This is a genomic window from Streptococcus sp. 1643 (assembly GCF_006228325.1).
Lineage (GTDB): Bacteria > Bacillota > Bacilli > Lactobacillales > Streptococcaceae > Streptococcus.
The window spans coordinates 782402-807613 of sequence record NZ_CP040231.1 but is presented as its reverse complement, the minus strand read 5'-3'; the positions used below and the strand labels follow the sequence as shown (position 1 = coordinate 807613).

Genomic DNA, 25212 nt, shown 5'->3' with positions numbered 1-25212 from the left:
TCCTTTCTGTCATTCTCTCATTATACCATTTTTAGACTAAAATAACTCTTTTTTAAAGTGCTTACATGAATGAATCTAGTGCTTCATGACTGCCATTTTGTGGTATAATGAACTTATCATTATTAAGAGGTATGGACATGAAAGAAACTGTTTATTTTGGAACTTACACTCGTCGCTTATCTAAAGGGATTTACAAGGCAGATTTTGATACAGAAACAGGCCAGCTTGCAAATCTTGAGCTCTTTGCTGCTGAACCAAGTCCAACCTACCTTGCCTTTGACCAACAGCAACACTTATACACTGTAGGGAGCCAGGATGGCTTAGGTGGAATCGCTGCTTACAAGACAGATGGCGCTTTGCTAAATCATGTGGTTGAAGAAGGCGCTCCCCATTGTTATGTGTCAGTGGATGAAAAGCGTGGTCTCGTTTATGGAGCTAACTATCATAAGGGTCAAGTTCTGGTTTATAAACGTCAAACGGATGGTAGCCTCATCCAAACAGATCTAGATCAGCATAGTGGACAAGGTCCTCATGAAAACCAAACTTCCCCACATGTACACTTTACGGATCTAACACCTGACCAGTACCTTGTCACCTGTGATCTAGGAACAGATGAAGTAACGACCTATGATGTTAGTCCAGAAGGAAAACTAAATAAACTCTACACTTATCACAGCCAAGCTGGAGCAGGTGCACGCCACATCGTTTTCCACCACCACTATAAGATTGCCTATCTCATCTGCGAACTTAATAGCACGATAGAGGTCTTGATTTATGATGGAGTTGGTGAATTTGAACGCATGCAAGTTATTTCAACCTTACCAGATGGATACGAGGGCTTTAATGCTACTGCTGCCATTCGTCTTTCTAAAGATGGAAAATACCTCTATGTATCCAACCGAGGTCATGATTCCATTGCAGTCTATACAATCCTCGATGATGGTAGCTTGGAATTATTAGAGATTGTACCAAGTCATGGTAAAAATCCACGTGATTTCGACCTAACTCCTGATCAAGAGTTTCTCATTGCTGTTCATCAAGATTCTGATAACGCAACCGTCTTTAAGCGCAATCCTAAAAGTGGTCGTCTTGCAGAGCTTTCTAACGACTTCCATGTCCCTGAAGCAGTCTGCATCAACTTCCCACATTAAAAAAAATGAACTTGAGTTTCAAGTTCATTTTTTTATAGTCTATTTCCGACATTGATACGGTTGATAGCACGTTGCAATGCGATTTTTGCGCGACGTTCTTGGTCAATCAAGTGCTTGTCATGGGCTTCTTCGATTTCTCGTTCAGCGCGAAGTTTCGCACGTTCTGCCCGACTGATATCAATATCACGAGCACGCTCTGCTGAGTCTGCTACAATAGTAATGATATCATTAGCAATCTCGATAATTCCTCCGTTCACTGCAATCCAGTTCACATGAGTATCGTCATCGATACGTTTCACCTTCACTTCATCAACCGCTAAAACCGCAATCATATTTTCATGTCGTGGCAAGATCCCCATCTCACCATCCAGAGTTCGTACCGATACAAAGCTGGCATGGTGATCATAGACGAGGCCATCTGGTGTCACGATCTGGACAGTTAAATGAGCCATAGATCACCTCTTAAAATCCCATTTTCTCTGCCTTAGCAATGACGTCTTCGATTGAACCGACACCACGGAAGGCATCTTCTGGTAGCTGGTCATGTTTTCCTTCAAGGATTTCCTTAAAGCCACGAACTGTTTCCGCTACTGGTACATAAGAACCAGGTTGACCAGTAAATTGTTCTGCAACGTTAAAGTTTTGAGACAAGAAGAACTGGATACGACGGGCACGTGCAACCAAGGTCTTTTCTTCATCAGAAAGTTCATCCATACCAAGGATAGCAATGATATCTTGCAATTCATGGTAACGTTGAAGGACACGTTTAACCTCAGCAGCAACTGCGTAGTGCTCCTCACCAACAATCTCAGGTGCCAAGGCGCGTGAGCTTGAAGCTAGAGGGTCAACGGCCGGGTAGATACCCAACTGTACCAACTTACGTTCCAAGTTTGTTGTTGAATCCAAGTGAGCGAAAGCTGTTGCTGGCGCAGGGTCAGTGTAGTCATCCGCTGGCACATAGATAGCCTGGATAGAGGTTACAGAACCCTTCTTAGTTGATGTGATACGTTCTTGCAATTGACCCATTTCCGTAGCAAGTGTTGGTTGGTAACCAACGGCTGAAGGCATCCGACCCAAAAGGGCAGATACTTCTGAACCAGCTTGAGTGAAACGGAAGATATTGTCGATAAAGAGAAGCACATCTTGGCCTTCTACATCACGGAAGTATTCGGCGATTGTCAAACCAGTAAGAGCAACACGCATACGTGCTCCAGGTGGCTCATTCATCTGACCAAATACCATGGCTGTTTTCTCGATAACGCCTGATTCTTTCATTTCCCAGTAAAGGTCGTTCCCCTCACGGGTACGTTCTCCAACACCGGTAAATACTGAAATACCACCATGTTCTTGGGCAATGTTGTGAATCAACTCTTGGATCAAGACAGTTTTACCAACTCCGGCACCACCGAAGAGTCCAACTTTCCCACCTTTAAGGTAAGGGGCAAGAAGGTCGATAACCTTAATCCCTGTTTCCAAGATTTCAGATGAGGTAGACAATTCATCAAAAGTTGGAGCTTTCTTATGAATTGGCTGACGCTCAGCGTCTTCAGCGAAAGGAGCATCCAAGTCAATCGTATCCCCCAAAACGTTAAAGACACGTCCCAAAGTTTCTTTACCTACTGGCACGGAGATTGGACGTCCTGTGTCCAAAACTTCCATTCCACGAGTCAAACCATCTGTTGATTCCATGGCGATCGTACGGACCATACCATCACCCAACTCCAAGGCTACTTCAAGGACGATTTTTGTTTTTCTTTCGTCATTTTTGTAGACGACAAGTGCATTATTAATCTCAGGAAGTGTTTCCCCTGCTGCAAACAAGACGTCTACAACGGGTCCGATAACCTGAGCAATTTTACCTGAACTCATCTCCTTCTCCTATTCTATATAAGATACTGTCGGTTCCTAGCTCAACTAGGTCCTAAGTTCATTTTGATACGAGGGAGGCAAAGCCTTATTCTAAGGCACTAGCCCCCGCTACGATTTCTGTAATTTCTTGTGTAATCGCCGCCTGTCTAGCACGGTTATACTGGATTGTCAAATCATTGATGACCTTCTTAGCATTATCGGTCGCCGTTTGCATGGCTGTCATACCTGCAGCATTTTCAGCTGTCTTGGCATCAATAATAGCCCCGTAAATCATACTTTCAGCATACTGTGGCAACAATTGCTCTAGAATCTCATCACGGCTCGTTTCCAACTCAAATGTCAAGCTATACTCTTCATCCGCTTCATTTGGATCCAAGTCAACAATCGGAAGCATTTGTTCCACACGCATTTGACTTGTGAGAGTATTGACATGATGGTTGTAGCAGACGTACAATTCATCAAAAAGTTCGTTTTGGTACATATCAATCGTTTTTGAAATAATTTTACGAACTTCATCAAAACTAGGTTGATCTGCCAAGCCACGTAGTTCATAGATTGGCTGAATACCACGAGCCTTAAAGAAATCAGCTCCCATACCACCGATACAGATTATCTCAAAATCTTTACCATCTGGATGGTATTCTTCTTTCAACTCCATAACGGCTTTAAGGATGGAAGCATTATAACCTCCAACCAAGCCACGGTCTGAAGTAATAACGATATAGCCTGTTTTCTTAACTGGGCGACTGATGAGCATCGGATTGGTTGAACCACCAGATCCGTTACCATGCAAAATATCCGTTAAAAGCTTACGAACTTTCTGAGCGTAAACTTGGAAGTTGCGCGCTGCTTCTTCAGAGCGACCTAACTTGGCAGCCGATACCATTTGCATAGCATTAGTGATTTGACTCGTATTTTTGGTTGAGGCGATTTTTGTTTTAATATCATTTAGAGATACTGCCATCTGAAACCTCTATTCTTATTGGAAGCTGGATTGATTGAGAAACTCTGTAATCGCAGCATCCAAGACTGCTTCTTCTGGCAAGTCTTTTGTTTCACGAATGGTTTCCAAAATCTCTGGATAATGAGCATCAAAGAAAGTATGGAACTCTTCCTCAAAACGAACAATGTCATCTACTGGAATCGTATCCAAGAAACCATGTGTCAAAGCATAGAGAATGGTTACTTGTTTCTCAACAGGTAGTGGTTTGTGAACAGGTTGTTTCAATACTTCCACAGTACGACGTCCACGGTTTAACTTAGCCTGTGTTGCTGCATCCAAGTCAGAACCAAACTTGGTGAAGGCTTCCAACTCACGGTATGAAGCAAGGTCGATACGAAGTGTACCAGCTACTTTCTTCATAGCTTTAATCTGTGCCGAACCCCCTACACGGGATACAGACGAACCCGCATCTATGGCTGGACGAATACCCGCATTGAAGAGACCATCACCAAGGAAGATTTGTCCGTCAGTGATAGAAATCACGTTGGTTGCGATATAGGCAGAGATATCTCCTGCTTGTGTCTCGATAAATGGTAGGGCTGTAATAGATCCACCACCAAGCTCATCAGAAACTTTAGCTGAGCGCTCAAGCAAACGACTGTGAAGGTAGAAAACATCCCCTGGGAAGGCTTCACGACCTGGTGGACGACGAAGCAAGAGGGAAAGCTCACGATAAGCGACCGCTTGTTTTGAAAGATCATCGTAAACAATCAAAACATGCTTGCCTTGGTACATAAATTCTTCCGCCATAGCAACTCCGGCATAAGGAGCTAGGAAGAGCAATGGAGATGGTTGTGAAGCAGAGGCTGTCACAACGATTGTGTAGTCCAAGGCACCGTACTGACGAAGTGTTTCTACTTGTGTACGGACTGTTGATTCTTTTTGTCCAATCGCTACGTAGATACAAATCATATCTTGACCTTTTTGGTTCAAGATTGTATCAATTGCAATAGTTGTTTTCCCTGTCTGACGGTCACCGATAATCAACTCACGTTGACCACGACCAATCGGAACAAGGGCGTCAATAGCTTTCAAACCTGTTTGCAATGGTTCTGATACAGACTTACGTTGCATAACGCCAGGAGCTGGCGCTTCTACTGGACGAGTCTTGTCAGTATGGATGTCACCAAGACCATCAACTGGACGACCAAGTGGGTCGACAACACGTCCGATCAGGCTATCCCCCACAGGAACTTCCATGATTTTACCTGTACGGCGAATGGTATCACCTTCACGAATATCTGTAAAGTCTCCAAGGATGATAATCCCAACGTCTGTAGACTCCAAGTTTTGCGCCATCCCATAAGAGCCGTTTTCAAAGATCAACAGCTCTCCACTCATGGCATTTTCAAGACCGTGAGCACGCGCAATTCCATCCCCGATATAGGTTACAACACCTGTTTCAGACACATCAAAATTGGGTTTGAAATTTTCAATTTGTTGCTTAATTAAAGCGCTGATTTCTTGTGCGTTAATTGCCAAAAGAACACCACTTTCTATTTCAAATTTTCTTTAACAACTCGAAGTTGTTGTTTTATACTCACATCAATTGTCTTGTGATTAGCAAAAATAACAAAACCACCAATGAGTCCTTCATCAATTTGTTCTTTGATACTCCGTACTTTCAGAGACATTTTTTTCTCTATCAAGGGAAGCAAACGTTCCTTCTGCTCGTCCGTTAAAGGATGAGCTGAGGAAATCGTGACTACAAAATGATTGGTTTCTATTTCAAGACGATTCAAACAATCAACAATGATATCATAAAAAAGATTTGCTCTGTGATTGTAAATCAGAACCTGAATAAAGTTTTGCATTAAAGGTGAGACAGAGTCTTGAAAAAAACCAACTGTTTTTTCCTTATCAGACTCATCAACTGCCACCTGAGCTAAAAAAGAAGGTAAGCCCGTTTCTTCTGCGACTTGCTTGATTTGATCCAAGTCTGCAAAAATCCGGTCCTCTTCTCCTTTTTCAATCACTAATTGGACAAAAGGCATGCTGTACTTTTCAATGACCTTTGCTGTTTTCTTGTCCATTAGGCTTCTCCTAGCTGATCGATATACTGATCAATGAGTTCCTTATGAGCATGACTGTCAAGGTTTTTTGAGATGATTTTAACAGCAAGACTAATCGTCAAATCTGCCACCTCGCCCTTAACACTTTGCAAAGCTTCTGCTTTATTCTGAGCAATTTCTTGATTCGCCTTCTCTTTTAAGCGACCCGCTTCTACTTTAGCATCTGCCAGAATATCTGCTTTACTCTTCTCTGCAGTCTCTTTAGCATTTTCAATGATTGTTTTGGCTTCGTTGCGACTACCAGCCAATTCATCTTCACGTTTTTGGGCAAGAGTTTCTGCTTTTTGACGAGCTTGTTCAGCTCCATCAATATCAGCAGCAATTTTATTTGCCCTTTCTTCGAAGACACTTGTCAAGTTTGACCACGCATATTTCTTAACTAAGACAATCAAAAGGATAAAAGAGCCAGCGATTAAAATAAAGTTACCAATTAATTCACCTACTGTTACGTGCATCTGTTACTCCTTTCTACTCTTCTCCATCATTTATCTTATTTCCTAAGTACATAGAAGACAACATGGTAAACACATAGGCTTGGATGCAGGAAATAAAGACAGAAAAGGCTGTCCAAGCCAAGTTAGCACCAAAAGCAACTGGATACCAATATAGAGCTTGATGAGATAGAGTGATTAGCAAACTAGCCATCACTTCTCCAGCAAAGATATTTCCGAACACCCGCAAGGCAAGTGATAAAAAGTTGGTAAACTCTTCTAAGATATTCATGGGAGTCATAAAGCCAGGTGTGATATAGGCTTTTAGATATTTTTTAATCCCACGGCGACGAATCCCTTCAATATGGGTCATCAGGATAATTCCAAATGACAAGGCCAAGTCAAACTGGAGATTTGCAGTTGGCGATGTCCAAAGGTTTGTCCCATCTGTAGTTTGAAGTTTCGCCATCAAACCGAGGTTATTTGCCAGTACCATAAATAGAAATAGACAAAGGAAAAAGAGCGAGTAGTCTTTCATGTAGCTTTTACCAATGTTAGGTTCTGTAAATCCAATAACGAAGTCATAGAAATACTCAAGTACATTTTGCTTTCCTTTGGGTTTCAAAGTCATATTGCGACTTGCCCAATAGATAAAGCCAAAAACAACTCCCACAATCAACAAGGTCATGGCTAACATGGTTAAATCAAAGGTAACAGGACCAATATTGATGGTTGGATTGATACTTTCTTCCATCTAGAATCCTCCCTTTTCTTCTCGTTCCATTTGTCTATTTGATGACGAATGAAAAGACGAGGGTAACCAAGAACGTTCCTTCAATAAAGGCAATCCCCATGATCATTAAGCTACGTAATTGTGGGATGATGTCTGGTTGGCGAGCTGCTGATTTGAACAAACCGTTCATCAACATACCTTCTGCAAGGGATACACCCATACAGGCAAGACAAAGACCGAAAAATGTTAAATTCATGATGAATTCTCCTTTTATTTAAAATTTACTTACTTAGTTTAGTCCTAAAATTTGTTTTTGTCAACTTTTTACTTACGTTGGAAGCGTTTCAGCTGATTTATTTCTATTTTTGCTATTTTTACACTATTCTATAGAAAGTTTTTCCATTTTAGATTGCGAGTTTTTCTTGATTTTACTATATTTTCTGAAACAAACCGAAAAATCCAAGTTAAGAACTTGGATCGATTCATTTTATTTAAAATAGTAGGAATAGTGTTGTTTACAACCTGGATTAAATGGTGCACTGCAGTAAGGACAAGCCATCTGTTTTTGGTAATCTTGGAAAGTCATTGTCCTCTTACAAACCCCACATAAGATCGGTCGATCCTCAGAAAGCACCAAGGGATAGGGCGAAAACAAATGCGTTTCCATAGCATTGTGGCACTGATAGCATGCATAGTATTTCTTGCATTCATAACACTGGAGTGAAACAATATCCTTTTCACTATGATAATGAACACACCTGCTTTCATCATCTACCAATAAACCTTGAGCTTGAATCATTCCCTTTTCCTTATCTAGGCACGAACTGTAACACTTGTCCCGTCTTCCTTATAGAGGTTGATGAGCCCTTCTTTCAGAGCACGAACCATGTCACCTGCTTGTACAGGTTGTGGGACCTTGATTGTCAAGAGTTCCATTGGATTTGGAGCACGGTCGATTTTATTGCCCTTGGCATCATGAAGATCTTCGATATAAGTATCAAAATGACGGAAACCTGGTCCATAAAACTCAACTTGATCGCCTTCGTTGATGACATTTCGTTGACGAATGGTTGCCGTTTGAGTCGCATCATCATAAGCAACCACTTCAGCGACAAACTTGTATTCAGGAATTTTACGACGTGCGCCAAATAACTGCTCATTCTCAGACGGTGTACCATAGTAGAATCCAGTTGCCAATTCACGCTGGGCAACCTTCCACATCTCGTCCACCAAGTCCTGTTTGATGGCCTCAAACTTTTCAGGACTTTCGAGATAAGCATCCACAGCCGCCTTGTAGCAGTTTGTTACTGTTGAAACATAGTGAATAGACTTCATACGACCTTCGATCTTAAGACTGTCTACACCATTTTCAATCATATCTGGGATATGGTCAATCATAGACATATCTACGGCAGACATCGAAAATTCTTCTGGGATTTCACCTTTAAGGCTCTTACGTTCTTGGCCGAATGGCATGTCGTAGAGGTCGTATTTCCAACGGCAAGATTGAGAACAACCACCACGGTTAGCATCACGCATACTCATGTGGTTTGAAAGCGTACAACGACCTGAGTAAGAAATACACATGGCCCCATGGACAAATGCTTCAATCTCGACATCTGTACGTTTGCGAATCTCTGCCAATTCTTCCATTGAAACTTCACGAGCCAAAACCACACGAGTTAGACCAAGTTCTTTCCAGAACTCAAGAGTTTCATAGTTGGTCGCACTTGCTTGGGTTGAAAGGTGGATTTCAAGACCTGGTGCTTCAGTTGCTGCAATCATAATCAAGGCTGGATCTGACACGATAACTGCGGCAATCCCAATGTCACGCAACTTACGGAACCATTCTCCAGCACCAGCTTCGTTTCCTTCGTGCATAACCATGTTAGCAGCCACATAGACCTTGGCACCGTACTTAGCAGCAAACTGGACTCCTTCTTCCATCTGTTCAAAGGTGAAGTTTCCTGCACGGCTACGAAGACCATAGGCCTGTCCGCCGATGAAGACTGCGTCCGCACCATATTGAACAGCTACTTTCAGCTTCTCTAAAGTCCCTGCAGGTGATAAAACCTCAGGACGTTTTAATGTTTTTGTCATTTTTTCTCCTATTTGCAATATAAAAGTTTGACGTTTTTCCTTCTCATTTTATAGTAAATAATGGATAAAATCAAGCCTAGACAGATTGTTTTGACAATTCTAATCTTTTAAGAAAACAAAAAACTAGCCTTTCTAAACTAGTTATTTTCAAGATAAAATTCAAAGCGTTCGCCCACGTATTGACTCTTTACATACTCAAAAGCTGTCCCATCTTCAAGATAAGAGACCTGAGTCAAGGCTAAAATGGCATGCCCCTTTTCGACTTCTAGATAGTGAGCAATCTTTTCCTTAGCCAATCTCGCATAAATGGTCTGTTGGGATTTGCCAATCCGGTAGCCATGTTGCTGCAAGGTTTGGAAGAAATGACTGGTGATTTCTTCTTTTTTAAAATCCTTGATAAATTTCTCAGGAATGGATGCGACTTCATAGACTAGCGGAACTTGGTCAGCGTAACGCACCCGTTCCATACGGATAATATTCTCTGTCGGAGTAATCCCTAGCTTAGCGACCTCTTGCTCATTTGGAATGGTTCTTCTATAAGAAATGAGTTGGCTGGAAGGTACTTTCCCCTGAGATTTGACAATCTCCGTAAAACTTGTCGTTCCCCGCATTTTTTCTTGGACACGAGTGCTAGAGACAAAAGTCCCACTTCCTACTCGACGCTCCAAAACTCCTTCCTCAACCAAGAGAGAGATAGCTTGGCGTAATGTCATCCGGCTAACTTGAAACTGTTCCGCTAAATCTCGCTCACTTGGAAGCCTCTCTCCGATTTTCCAATGATGCTCATCTATATCCTTTTTGATCTGATCGTGGATTTTCATATAAGCTGGTAACATGATTCTCACTTCTTTTCTTTATTTTCTCCATTGTACCGTATTTGCTAAGAAAAAGTCAAACTTTGCCTTGTTTAGTTGGTAATTCGCCCCTATTTGTGATAGAATATTGAAAAAGATATTTCTTTTGAGAAAGGAAAAAGATGAGCAACACTTCAACTGATTTGCAAGATGTCGAAAAAATTATCGTGCTGGACTATGGTAGCCAATACAACCAGCTGATTTCACGCCGTATTCGTGAAATTGGTGTTTTTTCAGAGCTAAAAAGTCACAAAATCTCAGCTGCAGAGGTTCGTGCGATTAACCCTGTAGGGATCATCCTCTCTGGTGGACCAAACTCTGTATACGAAGATGGTTCATTTGATATTGACCCAGAAATTTTTGAACTTGGCATTCCAATTTTAGGAATATGCTATGGTATGCAACTTTTAACTCATAAACTTGGAGGAAAAGTTGTCCCTGCAGGTGATGCTGGTAACCGAGAGTATGGCCAATCACCACTTACCCATACCACTTCTGCCCTCTTTGAAGGGACTCCTGAAGAACAGATTGTTTTGATGAGCCATGGCGATGCTGTTACAGAGATTCCAGCTGATTTTGTTCGTACTGGAACTTCTGCTGACTGTCCTTATGCAGCTATTGAAAACCCTGACAAGCACATCTATGGTATCCAATTCCACCCAGAAGTTCGCCATTCTGTATACGGGAATGATATCCTTCGCAACTTTGCCCTTAACATCTGTCAGGCTAAAGGCGACTGGTCAATGGACAACTTCATCGATATGCAGATCAAAAAAATCCGTGAAACTGTAGGTGACAAGCGTGTTCTTCTCGGCCTATCAGGTGGTGTTGACTCTTCTGTTGTTGGCGTTCTTCTCCAGAAAGCAATCGGCGATCAATTGATCTGTATCTTTGTAGACCACGGTCTTCTCCGTAAGGGAGAGGCTGACCAAGTTATGGACATGCTTGGTGGTAAGTTTGGTTTGAATATCGTTAAAGCAGACGCTGCTAAACGATTCCTTGATAAACTTGCAGGTGTTTCTGATCCTGAACAAAAACGGAAGATTATCGGTAACGAGTTTGTTTATGTCTTCGATGACGAAGCAAGTAAGCTAAAAGATGTAAAATTCCTTGCTCAAGGAACACTATACACTGACGTGATTGAGTCTGGTACAGATACTGCTCAAACCATCAAATCACACCACAATGTTGGTGGACTTCCAGAAGACATGCAGTTCGAGTTGATTGAACCATTGAACACTCTTTATAAAGACGAAGTCCGTTCTCTCGGTACAGAGCTTGGTATGCCAGACCACATTGTATGGCGCCAACCATTCCCAGGACCAGGACTTGCTATCCGTGTCATGGGTGAAATCACTGAAGAAAAACTAGAAACTGTTCGTGAGTCTGATGCTATCCTTCGCGAAGAAATCGCTAAAGCTGGTCTTGACCGCGATATCTGGCAATACTTTACTGTCAACACAGGCGTTCGTTCAGTCGGTGTTATGGGTGACGGTCGTACTTATGACTACACCATCGCCATTCGTGCGATCACTTCTATCGATGGTATGACAGCTGACTTTGCCAAGATTCCTTGGGAAGTTCTTCAAAAAATCTCTGTACGTATCGTAAACGAAGTGGACCACGTTAACCGTATCGTCTACGACATTACAAGTAAACCACCTGCAACCGTGGAGTGGGAATAGAATTTTCTATAAAATAATAAATAATACTGCTGGAGCATGGACTACAGTAGTATTATTTTTTATAATTTCAATATTAAGAAAATTTCTCGACTCTCAACTCCGCTTTTTAAATCCCTAAAACCATGCTATAATATAGTAAGTATAGATCCAATAACCTAATGATAAAGATTTCTTACATCATCCGTAAGTGTTATTCTACTCTGATTCATATTATAATGAAATTAACAAAAGATGGAGGTGTCTCACATGGAAACAATTTTACGAGTAGAATCATTAAAAAAGCATTATGGAAAAGATCCGAATATCACCAAAGCCTTGAACGGTATATCTTTTCAAGTTGTCAAAGGTGAATTCTTAGGGATTATGGGGAGCAGTGGTTCTGGGAAAACAACCCTTCTTAACTGTCTCGCTACCATTATCAAACCAACTGACGGCTCCATTCAAATGCAAGAAAAGGATTTAGGTCAGTTAAAAGGTAGTCAGTTAGCTGATTATCGTGGCAGGGAAATTGGCTATCTCTTCCAGAATTTTGAGCTTTTGGATAATCTGACAGCCAAAGAAAATATTTTACTCCCCTTGTCTTTGCACAAGGTCGATGCCAACGAAAGCAAGGTTCGGTTAGAATTGCTTTCCCAATATCTGGATATTTCTGAACTTCTGGATAAGTTCCCATCTCAATTATCAGGTGGTCAACGGCAAAGGGTAGCTGCTGCTCGTGCCTTGATTTTGGAACCTAAGATTGTATTTGCGGATGAGCCCACTGGGGCTTTGGATTCAAAAAATGCGACCATTTTGATGCAAAAATTATCCGAAATGAATCAAGTGGAAGAAACCACCATTCTCATGGTGACCCACGATTCCGTCGCAGCCAGCTTTTGCAACCGCATCTTGTTTATCCAAGACGGAAAACTATTCCATGAAATCCGTCGCGATTATCCAAGAGAAAGTCAAGAAGACTTCTACCACAGAATACTAAAGGTCATGGCAGCCCTAGCTGGAGGTGATGGCAATGTTTTCTAAATTAGTCTCAAGAAATAGCAAGAGAGACCGAAAAAATAATGGCTTGTACTTCAGTTCCATGGTTCTTTCTATTATCTCCTTTTACATCATCCTTTCTTTGTCCCATCAAGATGTGATGACCTTTCTAAAACAAATAGAAAGTGACGCTGTAAATAAACTCTTTAGCATGATTCCTATTCTTTATGTAGCAACGCTCTTTATTCTCTTTTTTCTAGTCTACTTCGCAAGCAGTATGCAGATGGAAAGGAGAAAACATGAATTTGGTGTCTATCTCACACTGGGAATGCGAAGAAGCAAACTGTTCTTGCTACTCCTGCTCGAGGATTTGAGAAACAGTGTCCTTGCCCTTGGAATAGGCCTTCCAATTTCTATCTTGATCTCAGAACTAATCAGCCTAATAACCGCTAAAATTGTAGGACTAGGGATTATTGAACATCAATTTTCTCTATCTACCACAGCTCTACTCTATACAGTCATCGGCTTCCTAGCCGTAAAATTAGCTGTTTTTGTCCTTTTAAGTGCAAAGACGGCCAATATGGAAATCGGAAACCTGCTTACCTATTCTCCTTCTGGGATTAAGAAAGTACTACCCAAGGGGGTATACCTTCTTGCTTCTGTCCTCGGGATTTTGCTTCTAGGAACAGCCTATTACATGGGGATGAGTGGACGAGCTTGGGAAAATGTCATAACAATGGGCATCACCGTTCTCTTAGGAACTCTGGGAACTATCCTACTCTTCTTTGGTATGCGTTTATTTATAGACTTTTTGGTCAAGCTTGGAAACAATCGAAAACTTCATGCCTATAATTTTAGACAGATTCAGGAATTAGTTATCCAGCGCTCAACTATACTGGCCATCTGCTCCCTCTTAATCTTCTCTGCCTTGTGCCTCTTTGGAGCAGGTGTTGCTATTTCAAGTGGCAATTCAGGCAATCAAACCCACGTATTGGATTATACATTTAGAGATAGCAAGCAGGAAACAGACGAAAATCTTGATATAGACAAAGTTAAAAAAGAGCTTGAAACTGCAGGATTAGCATCACAGTTTTCAAAGATTCTGCAAATCAAAGTCGGCAAACCGAAAGAACACGAGTCCGTGTCCTTTGAACAGTTCATCAAGATTTTGAAAGAGCAAAAAGGCAGCAAGAACAAGGAAATTTTGCTCCAAAGATTTAAACAGTCTACTACTTCCCACCTCATACCAGTTTCCGAATACAATGAACTTAGAAAGGCTGCCAATCTCCCTCCTCTAGAATTAACTAGCAAGGAAGCCTACTTGTATATAGGGAAAGATTTTCTCCCAGATGAAAGTCTCGTCAACTCTGTTCTAAAGACGAATCCTCAAATCAAAGTCATGGAAAATGATGTAAAATTGATTGGAGAGGTGGAGTCTTTACCGATTGTAACGGATCGTGAAATCACCCTCTCTGTTGCCCTCATAGTCCCAGATGAAGTCTTTATGAACTATACAGACGGTCGCTACTCGAACTATGTCAGCGGTATCTTAGCTCCTGAGCTAGTCAAGGAAAAAGGCCTGATGAGAGCTATCTCAGATACCAATGAAAAGCTAAATCAAACCTCTCTTGGCTATGAAAGCTATATACAAAATATGGGAAGACAATTATTTTACATTATCTCTGCCAGCTATATCACTATCTATCTGGCTATCATCTTCCTTGTTGTCACAAATACAATCATTGGCGTTCAGTTTTTGATGGGACAAAGACAATCCTATAGACGATACCAGACCTTAATCCATCTTGGTGCCAACTATGAAACTCTTTGTAGATCTTCAGAAAAGCAAATCAATTGGTATTTTGGTCTGCCAATAGCCCTTGCACTTATCAGTAGTAGCTTCGGAGTGAACTCCCTCCTCACAGGAATAGTACCAGCCAGTGCAAAAATGGCCATGGGGCAAAAATTTATCACAGCCATGCTGATCGTACTGCTTTTAGCTGGCTTTGAAGTCATCTATATCAGAATTGTAAAGAAAAATAGCAACAAGTACTTATTATCCTTAATGGAACCCAAAAGAGATGAATAAGGTAAAATAAATTAGGAAAAGGAGGAACCGATATGAAGCATATTCTGGTTATTGAAGATGAAGCCTTGATTCGAGATGAAATTGTTATTTTGTTAGAGAAGACGGGTTATCAAGTTGATAAGTTGATTGACTTCAAAGATACAAGCCAGCAAGTGCTGCAATACGATACGGATCTAATCATACTCGATTTGAATTTGCCGGGAGAAACTGGTTTTCAAATTTGTAAAAATCTCAAGTCCAAACGCTCTGTGCCCATATTGGTTCTCACCTCCCGTGAACAACTAAAAGATGAGATTTACGCCCTGAAATTAGGGGCAGATGAGTATCTAACAAAGCCTTTCAAGAAAGAAAGATTTTTGGTACGTATAGAAAATATCTTGAAACGCTATGAAGGCAGACGAAATCTACTTGAAAAAGATAATTTTCTGCTGGATAGACAGACCTATACCCTTTATATCAATGGACACTCGATTTTACTCCCCCAAAATCAAGGGAAATTGTTAGAAACCTTATTGGTTACTAATGCTCCTGTCATCACAAAAGAAGAACTAAGTATGAAACTGTGGAATACAACTGAGTTCATCGATGAAAATGCCCTACAAGTAAACATTGCAAGGCTAAAAAAGGTGATGAAACAGGCTGGCATTGCCCTTCAAGTCAAGTCCGTCAGAGGTATTGGTTACAAGCTTGAAGAGGTAAGTCCAGATGAAACATAATCTAAAATATCTAGCTAGTTATCTGCCTTGGTTACTTGTTCTCTTAGCATTTGATCTATTTACAGCTGTCCTGCTTTGGCTTTCAGATGTGAGAATGTTTCAAGCCCTCATCCTTCTCTATATTTTAGCAACCGTCCTGCTTTTTTTCATCCTATCATTCTTACTTATAAGAACAGAAAGAAAAAAATCATCTGCCTATAAAGCCTTCATAGCCAATCCCAAGACGGATACTGAGCTTGAATTATTGCATTTATCAAGTGCCTCAGAAAAAGAAAGCATTGAAAAAATAGCAGATACACTTTATCAAAAGCAGGCTGAAATAGGAAAACTCAACTCATTACTAGCCGAGTATGAGGACTATGTTGAAAAATGGGCGCATGAGATTAAACTCCCTCTGTCGCTTCTTTCCCTCCTTTTGGACAATCAAAGCGACCAGTTGCCTGAGGATACAGCTTTTAAGTTGGACTATGTGAAAAAGCAAATCCAAGAAAATGTATCACAGATCCTATTCTACTACAGGGTGAAAAGTGAGAAAAATGATTTTCTATTTGAATACCTTGACCTAGAAGAGTGTATCCAAGATCTTTTGGAAAACTTTGATCCCTTGCTCAAAGAAAAGAAATTTACGATTAAGGTAGAAAACATACAAGGAATCTGCTACACCGATCAACGCAGTTTTGAATTTATCCTCTCTCAAATCCTAGCCAACTCCATTAAATATAGCTCCGACAAACCCGAACTCAATATTTATATATCAAAAGACAAGGGACGTACAAGTCTGATTATTAGGGATAATGGCTGCGGAGTTAAAGCTTGTGACTTACCTCATATCTTTGAGAAAGGTTTTACAGGTGATTCAGGAGAGACAAGGAAAAAATCAACAGGCATGGGCCTATATCTGGTCAAACAATTAGCAGATGCTTTAAAAATCGAAATCACAGTAAAATCCGAATGGATGCAAGGCTTTGAAATCTCTCTTTCTATTTAGTCATTTTTCAATTAAGAAAATTGCCTAATCATAGAAAGCACATATTTTATACCAAAAAGGAAAGCACTTCTGCTTTCCTTTTTTATTTGCGTTTTTTCTTCGCTTTTTTCATTTTGTTGGCCATGCGTTTCATAGACTGTTTCATGGCAAATTCACCAATTTTACCTTTGAGTCCGCCACCAAACATCTGGCTCATATCTGGCATGCCTGCTCCTCCGAGACCTGACATATCCGGCATTCCACCTTGTCCCATCATGCCTTCAAGGGCAGACATATCCATCCCTCCCATATTTGGCATATTTTTTGGAAGGTTATTTGGGTTGATTCCCATCTGCTTCATCATCTTGTTCATATCCCCAGACATGACACCTTGCATGAGCTGTTTGGCCTGGTTAAAGTCCTTGATAAATTTATTGACTTCGACAAAGGTATTTCCAGAACCAGCAGCGATACGACGGCGACGACTTGGATTTAACAGATCAGGGTTTTCGCGTTCTTCAGGTGTCATAGAAGACACAATGGCACGTTTGCGCGCAATCTGGCGCTCATCCACCTTCATATTTTGAAGGGCAGGATTGTTAGCCATACCTGGAATCATCTTGAGTAAGTCTTCCATTGGCCCCATATTTTGCACCTGATCCAATTGATCAATGAAATCATTGAAATCAAAGGTGTTTTCGCGCATTTTCTCAGCCATTTCAAGAGCTTTTTGCTCATCGTATTCCTGAGAAGCTTTCTCAATCAAAGTGAGCATATCCCCCATACCAAGGATACGGCTTGACATACGGTCTGGGTGGAAGGTTTCGATATCTGTTATCTTTTCACCCGTACCAGTGAACTTGATAGGTTTTCCAGTGATGTGACGAACAGACAAAGCTGCACCACCACGAGTATCCCCATCAATCTTGGTAAGGATGACACCAGTTACTTCCAACTGAGCATTAAACTCACGGGCAACATTAGCCGCTTCCTGACCGATCATGGCATCAATGACAAGGAGGATTTCGTTTGGTTGAGCCAGTGCTTTAACATCACGAAGCTCATTCATAAGAAGTTCATCGATTTGTAAACGCCCTGCCGTATCGATCAAGACATAGTCGTTGTGATTGGCCTGCGCTTGCTCCAAACCTTGGCGAACAATTTCAACAGCAGGCACTTCTGTTCCAAGTGCAAAGACAGGAACATCGATTTGTTGTCCAAGTGTTTTCAGCTGATCGATGGCTGCTGGACGATAAATATCTGCCGCAATCATCAAAGGACGAGCATTTTCTTCCTTCTTGAGTTTATTAGCCAGCTTACCAGCAAAAGTCGTTTTACCAGCCCCTTGCAAACCGACCATCATGATAATGGTTGGAATTTTTGGTGACTTGATAATTTCTGCCGTATCGGAACCTAAAACAGCTGTCAATTCCTCATCAACGATTTTGATAATCTGTTGGGCTGGATTGAGGGTATCAATGACCTCGTGTCCGACTGCACGTTCACGAACCTTCTTGATAAAGTCCTTTACAACAGGCAAAGCAACGTCGGCTTCCAGCAAGGCCAAACGAATCTCTTTGGTTGCTTCCTGGACATCAGCCTCAGATATTTTTCCTTTTTTACGTAGATTTTTAAAGACGTTCTGTAAACGTTCTGTTAAACTTTCAAATGCCATTTTTTTCTCCTATGTTTCATTAATTCGGTGGAAAACGTCCAAAATCTTGTAAACAAACAAGTTCTTCTGGAGTGACTTCTTTCATTATCTCATTTGGATATCCCCAACAGCTAAATCCCTCTTGAAGAGCTCGAAAGATAGAATCAGACGAGAGGATTTGTAGCCTTGTGGGAAAAGGAGTCTCAGCAGCTAATAGTTTACAGGGTATACCTTTGTAGATGACTATACTCCCCATACTTATTCTCTATTATCAATACTTGTTAAAATTTCTATCTGCTCCTGCAGAAAGTCATCCTTGGGATAACGCTCCAAGATCTGGTCAAAAATCTGACTGCGGACAATGTAGTCCGAATACATGTGCAGTTTCATCTCATAATCTTCTAGAATCTTTTCCGTCCGCTTGATATTATCATAGACAGCCTGACGACTGACACCGAACTCTTCAGCAATCTCAGCAAGACTATAATCATCAGCATAATAGAGTTCAATATAGTTCATCTGCTTGTCTGTCAAAAGCGCCGCATAAAATTCAAAAAGGGCGTTCATACGATTGGTTTTTTCGATTTCCATAACTTTTATTATACCAAAAAAACTATTATACTGCTAGAGTAGAAGCACTTCAAATAGAGTAAGGAGAAGAAAAAAAGAACCTTGCAAGGCAAGATTCTTTTAGTGTCTGACTTAAATAATTGTTCTTCTGGGAACTTAATCGAATTAAGCTTCGATTTCTGTAACCATACCTGAACCAACAGTACGTCCACCCTCACGGATAGAGAATGTAGTACCTTGTTCTACGGCGATTGGGTGGATCAACTCAACGTCGATAGTCACGTTATCACCAGGCATTACCATTTCAGTACCTGCAGGAAGTTCGATTGAACCTGTAACGTCAGTAGTACGGAAGTAGAATTGTGGACGGTAGTTGTTGAAGAATGGAGTGTGACGTCCACCTTCTTCTTTAGTAAGGATGTAGACTTCACCTTTAAATTTAGTGTGTGGGTTGATTGAACCTGGTTTAGCGATAACTTGTCCACGTTCGATTTCGTCACGTTGAACACCACGAAGAAGGACACCTACGTTATCTCCAGCAAGACCTTCGTCAAGTTGTTTACGGAACATTTCAACACCAGTAACAACTGCTTTTTGAGTTTCTTCTTTGATACCAACGATTTCGATTTCGTCGTTGACACGAACAGTACCACGGTCGATACGTCCTGAAGCAACTGTACCACGTCCAGTGATTGAGAATACGTCTTCGACTGGAAGAAGCAATGGTTTTTCAGTGTCACGTTCTGGTTCTGGGATGTACTCATCAACAGTGTTCATCAATTCCATGATGATGTCTTCGTATTTAGAGTCACCTTCAAGAGCTTTAAGAGCTGAACCTTGGATAACTGGAAGATCGTCACCTGGGAAGTCGTATTCTGACAAGAGGTCACGGATTTCCATTTCAACCAATTCAAGCAATTCTTCGTCGTCTACCAAGTCAATTTTGTTCATGAAGACGATAAGGTGTTTAACACCAACCTGACGTGAAAGAAGGATGTGCTCACGAGTTTGTGGCATTGGTCCGTCAGTTGAAGCTACTACAAGGATAGCTCCGTCCATTTGAGCAGCACCAGTAATCATGTTTTTAACGTAGTCCGCGTGTCCTGGAGCGTCGATGTGAGCGTAGTGACGTTTTTCAGTTTCGTACTCAACGTGCGCAGTGTTGATAGTGATACCGCGTTCGCGTTCTTCTGGAGCAGCATCGATAGACGCATAGTCTTTAGGTTGGTTAACTGCTGAAGGCAAGCGACGTGCCAATACAGTTGTGATAGCTGCAGTCAAAGTAGTTTTACCGTGGTCAACGTGTCCGATAGTACCAATGTTAACGTGTGGTTTACTACGATCGTATTTTTCTTTTGCCATTTGAGTAAAAGCCTCCAATAAAATATATTTTATAGATAGACAGTAGGCAATACAGTCTAACTTTCCTTACTATTTTATCAAATTTCTGCTAAATTGCAAGTGTTTTACACATATTTTGTGAATTAATCTAAATCTTATCAAATCCTGTTCTTCTGCTTCTTTATGGCAATATGAATTCAAACTTCTTTTCGTTTGGCGATAGTCTTTTCATCAAAAAAATCAGGTCTCCCTGATTTTAATTTGATTCTGTTTTTTCCAGTTCCTTAGCTTCTTTATGGTTTTCATATAATTTCGCTAGGAACTTAGTAATTTCTTTAAAAATAGAGTAAGTAGGTACTGCTACGACCATCCCTATGACACCGTAGATATTACTTGACAGTAAAAGGAGCACCAAAATCGTAATCGGATGCACTTTCATAACTCCTCCAACGATGCGTGGATAGAGAACATTTCCGTCAATCTGCTGAATAATGAGCATATAAGCAACCGCAATCAACATACGATGAGGATCTGTGAACACATTGGCAATCACCATTGGAATCAAGCCAATACTTGGACCAACATAAGGAATCAAATTTGCGATTCCAGAAAAAATAGCAAAAACTAGGGCGTACTTTAATCCGATAACGCTATAGCCAATATAGGCTAAACATCCAATAATAACCGCATCAATCGCAATTCCACTGATATAGCGCGCTATGGTTGTATTGAGATTGGTTAAAAGGCTAGAAAGATTCAATTTGTCATGTTTTAAGATGGTACGTTCCAACATTGGTAGCAACTTATGACCATCCAACAAGAAATAAATCAAGAATACAGGGGTCATAATGAGAATCAGAACTGTACTAAACAAGGCTGAAAGAACGCTTCCTAAACTGTTGCTGACGCTATTAAGGATATTCTGTAGGATATCCACATAGGAGAGATTCAGTTGTTGAATTGTTTGTTGAATATCAATATTTTGGAAGACTGGATTCATGGACAAATCGATGATCAAATCTTGTAGTCTACTATAGATGTTTTGACTAGAAATAATCAAGCTGGTCAACTGATTAATCAAAATCGGCAAGAGATAAACGACCCCTACAACGATAGCACCAATCAAGGCACAAAGAGTGACCAAGACGCCAATTAGACGATTGATCTTACATCTCTTTTCCAAGAAAGTAACGACTGGATTTGTAATGTAGTAAAAAAATCCACCAAGCAAAAATGGAATCATGATGGTATTCACAACCGTTACGAAGGGAGTAATGATGGCTCCCATTTCTCTCCAAAGATAGAAAATCAATGTTAATAATAAAATTTCAGCTGTCCAAAAAAATAATTTGTTTCTACGGAACATAGGTATCCTCCTTCTCTCTATTTTACCATATTTCTGAAAAAGATAAGTTGGCTTTAGTAAAAAAGCGAGAATATTTTTTTTCTTTATGATAAAATAAAGCTAATATGAAAAAAATAATTTTATCTTTTATGACACTTTTGGTTTTTGGAACAGCTTCTACTGTTTCTGCTCAGGAGTTTGATGTTGCTGCTAAACATGCTATTGCTGTCGAGGCTACAACTGGAAAAATCCTCTATGAAAAAGATGCAAATCAGCCTGTAGAAATTGCTTCTATTACAAAACTGGTTACAGTTTATTTGGTCTATGAAGCTCTGGAACAAGGAACTATCAGCCTATCTACACCTGTTGATATTTCGGACTATCCTTACAAACTTACAACTAATTCTGAGGCGAGTAACGTCCCTATGGAAGCTCGAAATTATACTGTTGAACAGCTATTAGAGGCTACAATGGTATCCAGCGCGAACAGCGCTGCGATTGCACTAGCAGAAAAGATTGCTGGTTCTGAGAAAGATTTTGTAGACAAGATGAGGGCTAAACTTCTTGAATGGGGAATTCAAGATGCAACTATTGTAAACACAACTGGTTTAAATAATGAGACCCTTGGCGATAATATCTATCCTGGTTCTAAAAAAGACGATGAAAACAAGTTGAGTGCCTACGATGTTGCAATCGTCGCTCGTAACCTCATCCGAGATTATCCTCAAGTTTTGGAAATCACAAAAAAACCAACTTCTACCTTTGCAGGACTTGAAATCCACTCAACCAACTATATGTTGGAGGGAATGCCTGCCTATCGTGGTGGTATTGATGGACTAAAGACAGGTACTACTGATAAAGCTGGTGCTTCATTCGTTGGAACAACTGTTGAGAAAGGGATGCGTATTATTACGGTTGTTTTGAATGCAGATCAACAAGATACCAACCCTTATGCACGTTTTACTGCTACTTCTGCACTTTTAGATTATATTTCTGCAAACTTTGCCTTAAAAACCGTCGTTCAGAAAGGTGAAGCATATAACGATAGTAAAGTAACAGTTCTGGATGGTAAAGAAGATAATGTGACAGCTGTCGCTAAGTCAGACATTTCCATCGTCCAACGCATCGGAAGCGGTACTACACCAGCTCTCCAATTCACACCGAAATCAACATCAGAAATGGCTCCATTGGAAGAAGGCAAGGTTGTTGGTACTCTGACCTATGATGATCAGGATTTGGTCGGGCAGGGCTATCTCACTTCCGACAAACCATCTTTTGAAATGGTTTCTGAAAAGAAAGTTGAAAAAGCCTTCTTTTTGAAGGTTTGGTGGAATCAATTTATCCGCTTTATCAATGAAAAACTATAAAAAAAAATCGCGAACAATCGCGATTTTTTCTTTATTTCATTTCTTTAAATGCTGCTTCTGCATCAGCGTTGCTAATAGCACCAAATTGGATTTTTCCGATTTTACCTTGACTGTCAATCAAGTATTCCGTTGGAATACTACGAATTTGGTAGGCTTGGAAGGTAGTTGCTTGCGTATCATATAGAACTGGAATATCCTTGTAGCCTTGTTCTTGGTACCATTTTGGAAAGTCTTGAACTGTTTTTTCACCTTGTAAACCAGGTGCAATGACACTCAAGATTTCAAAGTCTCGATCTTGTTTTGCAGCTAGTTCCATCAACTCAGGCATGCTTTTTTTACATGGTCCACACCAAGAAGCCCAGAATTTCAAATAGACCTTTTTCCCTTTATAGTCTGATAACTTCACTTCTTTGCCATCCATAGACTGCAAGGTAAAGTCTGGTGCATCCTTACCGACTGCGATTTGTTGTACAGCTGGTTGTTTTGGACTGCTTGTCTGTTTGGTTTCTTTTTCACCACAAGCAATCAACAAGAATAGAGACATGAGGCTCAATCCAGCAAAAATAACTTTTTTCATTTTTTTCTCCTTTTATCCAAGAATTCCTGACAAGGCATTTAACTGCCCTAGCATTAATAACAATCCCATCAAAATAATCAAAGCTCCCCCGATTTTCTTTAGTAGAATCATATGGGGTTTTAATTTACTAAAATAGGGCATAATCCAGCCCGAAGCCAAGGCCAAAACAATGAAAGGAAGGGCCATTCCCAATGTGTATACTAATGTTAACACGGCTCCTTGCCAAGCACCATTGCCACCGGAAGCTGCTAGGGCCAAGACTGAACTTAAGACTGGTCCGATACAAGGGGTCCAACCAAAACTAAAGGTTATCCCAAGTAAAAAGGCTGACAGATAGTGATTCGACTTTGATTGTTTAAAGGTTACTGTCTTTTGAACTTCCAGTTTATTGAAATGCAAGATTTCCATCTGGTGAAGCCCTAAAAGAATAATGACTATTCCCATAGCATAACGAAACCAGTCTGCATAGAGCATGTGCCCTAGGAATCCAGCTCCAAATCCTAAAATAAAGAAAATGAGGGAAATTCCAGCAATAAAGCACAAGGTTCGAATTAAACCAGACCATGCAACGTCTCTTCCAAAAAAGCGAAAGCTTTTCGAATTTCCCTGATCATCCAGTAAAATACCAGCATAGACAGGTAGCAAAGGAAAGATGCAGGGTGAAAAGAAGGACAGGATACCTGCTAAAAAAACGGATACTAGAAATATAATCGACTCCAACGAATTACCTACTTTCTCAAAATTCTAATCCTATTTTACTACAAAAGAATAAATTTGTAAGAAGTCTGCTACGCTTATTTGTTTTGACTAAAGTTGACACAAAAAAAGGAGCTAAGCTCCTTTCATTTTAATACGTTCCTTCTTCACCTTGACTAGTCAAGATAACAGGACCGTCTTTGGTAATCACAAACTGGTGTTCATATTGGCAAGACAGGCCGCCATCGATGGTTTTATGAGCCCAGCCAGTCTTCATATCCGTATCAATTTCCCAGTCACCAGTATTAATCATGGGTTCAATGGTTAGTACCATTCCTTCACGGAGACGGAGTCCACGGCCTGCAATACCGTAGTTAGGAACCATTGGCTCTTCGTGCATAGTTGGACCAACACCATGACCAACCAAATCACGAACGACACCGTAACCGCGACTTTCAGCGTATTCTTGAATGGCTGCACCAATATCACCGATACGATTGCCGACAACTGCTTGCTCAATTCCTACATACATAGCTTCCTTGGTTACGTCCATCAGGTTTTTCACTTCTTCAGACGGTGTACCAACCACATAAGCCCAACATGAGTCTGCTAAACCACCAGTATAACTTTGGGTGTATTTTTTCATTTGCTCAACATTGTTGAAGTTGAGTTTAGATACATTAAGGTCGGATTTGGCAATCGGACCTCCCAGTACCATATCAACCTTGAGCAAATCGCCATCTTTCAAGATGTAATGACGTGGAAAAGCGTGAGCTACTTCGTCATTGAGAGAGCAACAAGTGGCATAGGGGTAATCCATAACAGCACCATCCACACCTATCTGTAAAGGAAGGAAATTTTCCTCTTTACAACGTCGACGAACGTACTCTTCAACTTCCCACATATCCATGCCTGGCTTAATCAAATCACGTAAGCCGATATGGATACTTGCTAGGAAATCACCAGCCTTGTCCATGGCTTCGATTTCACGTACTGATTTTAAAGTTATCATTTTTT

26 protein-coding genes are annotated in these 25212 nt (G+C 40.7%); 7 read left to right on the top strand and 19 right to left on the bottom strand.

Annotated features, from left to right (window positions below):
• The first annotated feature begins 137 nt into the window (after positions 1–137).
• Positions 138–1151, top strand: coding sequence for a lactonase family protein (locus tag FD735_RS04315; protein ID WP_139658568.1), 1014 nt, complete (start codon positions 138–140; stop codon positions 1149–1151).
• 32 nt (positions 1152–1183) lie between these two features.
• On the opposite strand, the gene FD735_RS04310 is transcribed toward FD735_RS04315, so the two are convergent.
• The 11 genes from FD735_RS04310 to FD735_RS04260 all read right to left on the bottom strand — a co-directional run bounded on the left by FD735_RS04310 (position 1184) and on the right by FD735_RS04260 (position 10195).
• On the bottom strand, positions 1184–1603 hold the full coding sequence (locus FD735_RS04310) for a F0F1 ATP synthase subunit epsilon (protein ID WP_000940836.1): 420 nt from the start codon (positions 1601–1603) through the stop codon (positions 1184–1186).
• Positions 1604–1613: 10 nt separating this feature from the next.
• The gene (atpD, locus tag FD735_RS04305; RefSeq protein ID WP_000094372.1) at positions 1614–3020 is read right to left on the bottom strand and encodes a F0F1 ATP synthase subunit beta; all 1407 of its coding nucleotides are present in this window, start codon (positions 3018–3020) and stop codon (positions 1614–1616) included.
• An 85-nt stretch (positions 3021–3105) separates the two neighbouring features.
• Entirely contained in the window at positions 3106–3984 is an 879-nt protein-coding gene (locus FD735_RS04300) for a F0F1 ATP synthase subunit gamma (protein ID WP_061587114.1), read from the bottom strand.
• Between the two features lie 15 nt (positions 3985–3999).
• Positions 4000–5505 (bottom strand): F0F1 ATP synthase subunit alpha, encoded by a 1506-nt coding sequence (gene atpA / locus FD735_RS04295; RefSeq protein ID WP_000996617.1) that lies wholly within the window; start codon positions 5503–5505, stop codon positions 4000–4002.
• Positions 5506–5519: 14 nt separating this feature from the next.
• Positions 5520–6056: a F0F1 ATP synthase subunit delta gene (locus tag FD735_RS04290; protein ID WP_070568704.1), complete on the bottom strand. Its 537-nt coding sequence runs from the start codon at positions 6054–6056 to the stop codon at positions 5520–5522.
• Positions 6056–6550: a F0F1 ATP synthase subunit B gene (gene atpF, locus FD735_RS04285; RefSeq protein WP_061421090.1), complete on the bottom strand. Its 495-nt coding sequence runs from the start codon at positions 6548–6550 to the stop codon at positions 6056–6058. The genes FD735_RS04290 and atpF overlap by 1 nt, the downstream gene beginning before the upstream one ends.
• A 13-nt stretch (positions 6551–6563) precedes the next feature.
• Complete coding sequence (gene atpB / locus FD735_RS04280) at positions 6564–7280, bottom strand: F0F1 ATP synthase subunit A (RefSeq protein ID WP_000392869.1); 717 nt, start codon at positions 7278–7280, stop codon at positions 6564–6566.
• Positions 7281–7314: 34 nt separating this feature from the next.
• Positions 7315–7515: a F0F1 ATP synthase subunit C gene (locus FD735_RS04275; protein ID WP_001054556.1), complete on the bottom strand. Its 201-nt coding sequence runs from the start codon at positions 7513–7515 to the stop codon at positions 7315–7317.
• A gap of 231 nt (positions 7516–7746) precedes the next feature.
• Positions 7747–8058 (bottom strand): CHY zinc finger protein, encoded by a 312-nt coding sequence (locus FD735_RS04270; protein ID WP_076984503.1) that lies wholly within the window; start codon positions 8056–8058, stop codon positions 7747–7749.
• A gap of 14 nt (positions 8059–8072) precedes the next feature.
• Positions 8073–9359 (bottom strand): U32 family peptidase, encoded by a 1287-nt coding sequence (locus FD735_RS04265; RefSeq protein ID WP_070568709.1) that lies wholly within the window; start codon positions 9357–9359, stop codon positions 8073–8075.
• 137 nt (positions 9360–9496) lie between these two features.
• Positions 9497–10195 (bottom strand): GntR family transcriptional regulator, encoded by a 699-nt coding sequence (locus FD735_RS04260; protein WP_000936178.1) that lies wholly within the window; start codon positions 10193–10195, stop codon positions 9497–9499.
• 140 nt (positions 10196–10335) lie between these two features.
• On the opposite strand from FD735_RS04260, the gene guaA reads away from it, so the two are divergent.
• The 5 genes from guaA to FD735_RS04235 all read left to right on the top strand — a co-directional run bounded on the left by guaA (position 10336) and on the right by FD735_RS04235 (position 16666).
• On the top strand, positions 10336–11898 hold the full coding sequence (gene guaA, locus FD735_RS04255) for a glutamine-hydrolyzing GMP synthase (RefSeq protein WP_139658567.1): 1563 nt from the start codon (positions 10336–10338) through the stop codon (positions 11896–11898).
• Positions 11899–12144: 246 nt separating this feature from the next.
• Positions 12145–12918 (top strand): ABC transporter ATP-binding protein, encoded by a 774-nt coding sequence (locus FD735_RS04250; RefSeq protein WP_139658566.1) that lies wholly within the window; start codon positions 12145–12147, stop codon positions 12916–12918.
• On the top strand, positions 12908–14962 hold the full coding sequence (locus FD735_RS04245; protein ID WP_139658565.1) for an FtsX-like permease family protein: 2055 nt from the start codon (positions 12908–12910) through the stop codon (positions 14960–14962). Before FD735_RS04250 ends, FD735_RS04245 begins: the two co-directional genes overlap by 11 nt.
• Positions 14963–14994: 32 nt before the next feature.
• Complete coding sequence (locus tag FD735_RS04240) at positions 14995–15678, top strand: response regulator transcription factor (protein WP_139658564.1); 684 nt, start codon at positions 14995–14997, stop codon at positions 15676–15678.
• Positions 15668–16666, top strand: a complete 999-nt coding sequence (locus FD735_RS04235) for a HAMP domain-containing sensor histidine kinase (RefSeq protein ID WP_125391011.1) — start codon at positions 15668–15670, stop codon at positions 16664–16666. Before FD735_RS04240 ends, FD735_RS04235 begins: the two co-directional genes overlap by 11 nt.
• Before the next feature lie 82 nt (positions 16667–16748).
• Here the strand turns inward: FD735_RS04235 and ffh are convergent, their stop codons facing one another.
• The 5 genes from ffh to FD735_RS04210 all read right to left on the bottom strand — a co-directional run bounded on the left by ffh (position 16749) and on the right by FD735_RS04210 (position 21576).
• Complete coding sequence (ffh, locus tag FD735_RS04230; protein WP_000863609.1) at positions 16749–18320, bottom strand: signal recognition particle protein; 1572 nt, start codon at positions 18318–18320, stop codon at positions 16749–16751.
• Between the two features lie 19 nt (positions 18321–18339).
• Entirely contained in the window at positions 18340–18555 is a 216-nt protein-coding gene (locus tag FD735_RS10035) for a hypothetical protein (protein ID WP_000534887.1), read from the bottom strand.
• A gap of 2 nt (positions 18556–18557) precedes the next feature.
• A complete protein-coding gene (locus tag FD735_RS04220) occupies positions 18558–18890 on the bottom strand; it encodes a putative DNA-binding protein (protein WP_000402066.1) in 333 nt (110 codons plus the stop codon).
• Between the two features lie 144 nt (positions 18891–19034).
• Complete coding sequence (gene tuf, locus FD735_RS04215; protein ID WP_001040720.1) at positions 19035–20231, bottom strand: elongation factor Tu; 1197 nt, start codon at positions 20229–20231, stop codon at positions 19035–19037.
• A 235-nt stretch (positions 20232–20466) separates the two neighbouring features.
• The gene (locus FD735_RS04210; RefSeq protein WP_000489828.1) at positions 20467–21576 is read right to left on the bottom strand and encodes an AI-2E family transporter; all 1110 of its coding nucleotides are present in this window, start codon (positions 21574–21576) and stop codon (positions 20467–20469) included.
• Between the two features lie 104 nt (positions 21577–21680).
• Between FD735_RS04210 and pbp3 the strand changes: the two genes are divergently transcribed.
• Positions 21681–22922, top strand: coding sequence for a D-alanyl-D-alanine carboxypeptidase PBP3 (pbp3, locus tag FD735_RS04205; protein ID WP_002874503.1), 1242 nt, complete (start codon positions 21681–21683; stop codon positions 22920–22922).
• Between the two features lie 31 nt (positions 22923–22953).
• On the opposite strand, the gene sdbB is transcribed toward pbp3, so the two are convergent.
• The 3 genes from sdbB to FD735_RS04190 form a co-directional block, all read right to left on the bottom strand.
• On the bottom strand, positions 22954–23499 hold the full coding sequence (gene sdbB / locus FD735_RS04200) for a thiol-disulfide oxidoreductase-associated lipoprotein SdbB (protein WP_000755591.1): 546 nt from the start codon (positions 23497–23499) through the stop codon (positions 22954–22956).
• Between the two features lie 12 nt (positions 23500–23511).
• On the bottom strand, positions 23512–24219 hold the full coding sequence (ccdA2, locus tag FD735_RS04195; RefSeq protein WP_002875594.1) for a thiol-disulfide oxidoreductase-associated membrane protein CcdA2: 708 nt from the start codon (positions 24217–24219) through the stop codon (positions 23512–23514).
• A gap of 127 nt (positions 24220–24346) precedes the next feature.
• Complete coding sequence (locus FD735_RS04190) at positions 24347–25207, bottom strand: methionyl aminopeptidase (RefSeq protein ID WP_139658563.1); 861 nt, start codon at positions 25205–25207, stop codon at positions 24347–24349.
• Between the last annotated feature and the right edge of the window lie 5 nt (positions 25208–25212).